At 67.2% G+C, this 1,697-nt stretch carries 2 protein-coding genes; one reads left to right on the top strand and one right to left on the bottom strand.

The window, feature by feature from the left end; all coding sequences use genetic code 11:
- On the bottom strand, positions 1 to 111 hold a 111-nt coding region (locus FVW20_RS20160; protein ID WP_372435005.1), incomplete at its 3' end, for a DUF5320 family protein.
- A gap of 245 nt (positions 112 to 356) precedes the next feature.
- Here FVW20_RS20160 and FVW20_RS14485 point away from each other — a divergent pair.
- On the top strand, positions 357 to 1,697 hold a 1,341-nt coding region (locus FVW20_RS14485; protein WP_231039130.1), incomplete at its 3' end, for a sigma-54 interaction domain-containing protein.

Genomic DNA, 1,697 nt, shown 5'->3' with positions numbered 1-1,697 from the left:
GGCGTCGGCCGTGGGCCGCCCTGCCTGCCCGCTTTGCGTCCGTGCCGCACCGCAGCGGCCCATGCCGCGTCCGGTGCCGGGTCCGCGCCCCATGGGGCCTGTTCCGTTCATGCCGGGCATATGCGCCTCCTGGTTGCAGGTGAAACAGTGGCCACGCGGCCACACTCGCCGGTCAGCATGAACCGTTCCATCAAGTTTAAGGCAATGATCACAGTATGTTAAGGTGACAATAAGCCGCACCGTAAAACTGCGGGCGCAAAATGCGCCCATATGATATGTGAGTGCTTGCATACCGAACGACATCGTCTTGCGGCGTCACCCGTCCGGGTGTCGCCCAGCCGGGAAAGGAGCGAACCATGGCCCTGCCGCGTGACATATCCTGCGAAACCATCATGGAAAGCGTGGCCGACGGCGTGTTCACCGTGGACCTCGACTGGCGCATCACCTCATTCAACAGGGCGGCGGCGGAGATTACCGGGGTGCCCGCGCACGAGGCGCTGGGCAGGCGCTGCCGCGACGTGTTCCATTCCAGCATTTGCGACGGGGCCTGCGTGCTGCGGGCGTGCATTGAGCAGGACATGCCGCTGGGCAACCGGTCGGTGTTCATCCTGCGCCCGGATGGCCGAAAGGTGCCCGTGAGCATCAGCGGAGCGCCCTTGCGTGACCGGCGCGGCAGGCTGATGGGCGGGGTGGAGACCTTTAGAGACCTTTCCGCCCTGCACCTGATGCGCAAGCAGCTGGACGGCCAGCACACGGTGGAGGACATCGTCACCCGCAGCGCGGCCATGATCCGCTTGCTGGGGATCCTGCCGCAGGTGGCGGCCAGCGATGCGCCGGTGCTGGTGCTGGGCGAATCGGGCACCGGCAAGGAACTGTTCGCGCGGGCCATCCACAACCTCAGCCCCCGGCGGGGCAGGCCCTTCGTGGGGGTGAACTGCGGGGCGCTGCCGGAACACCTGCTGGAATCGGAACTGTTCGGCTACAAGGCCGGGGCGTTCACCGACGCGCGGCGCGACAAGCCGGGGCGCTTTGCCCTGGCGGACGACGGCACCATCTTTCTGGACGAAATAGGCGACATGCCCCTGCCCTTGCAGGTGAAGCTGCTGCGGGTGTTGCAGGAAAAGGCGTACGAGCCGCTGGGCGCGGTGCGCCCCCAGGCAGCACCCGCGCGGGTCATCGCCGCCACCAACCGCGACCTGGAACGCCTTGCGGGCGAGGGGGGATTCCGCAGCGACCTGTACTACAGGCTGAACGTGGTCATGTTGCGCCTGCCCGCCCTGCGCGAGCGGCCAGAGGACATCCCCCTGCTGCTTGATCACTTCGTGGCGCAGCGCAACCTGCTGAGCGGCAAGGAGATAGAGGGAGTGTCCGAGGACGTGCTGCACCTGCTGCTGCGCTACCCCTTCCCCGGCAACGTGCGTGAGATGGAGAACATCGTCGAGTACGCGTTCATCCTGTGCCAGCGCGGGTTCATCCAACTGGAACATCTGCCGGAATACATGCTGGGCGTGCAGGCGCCGACAGCACCCCCCCAGCAGAAGGCGACGGGGGATGATACGGGCGCAGCAATGCAGGCTGCGTGCGGGCAAGGTGCGTCAGCCCAGTTCGTGCAGGCCCGGTCCGAGCAACGCGGTCCGCGCACCATGGCGGTCGCCAAGCGGGACGCCGCTCGCGAGGCCCTGCGGCGGCACGGCGGG

Origin of the sequence: Nitratidesulfovibrio oxamicus, assembly GCF_015731765.1 — a bacterium.
Classification (GTDB): domain Bacteria; phylum Desulfobacterota; class Desulfovibrionia; order Desulfovibrionales; family Desulfovibrionaceae; genus Cupidesulfovibrio; species Cupidesulfovibrio oxamicus.
Note: the sequence above shows the minus strand (reverse complement) of the source record. Positions and strands in the feature narration are given on the sequence as shown.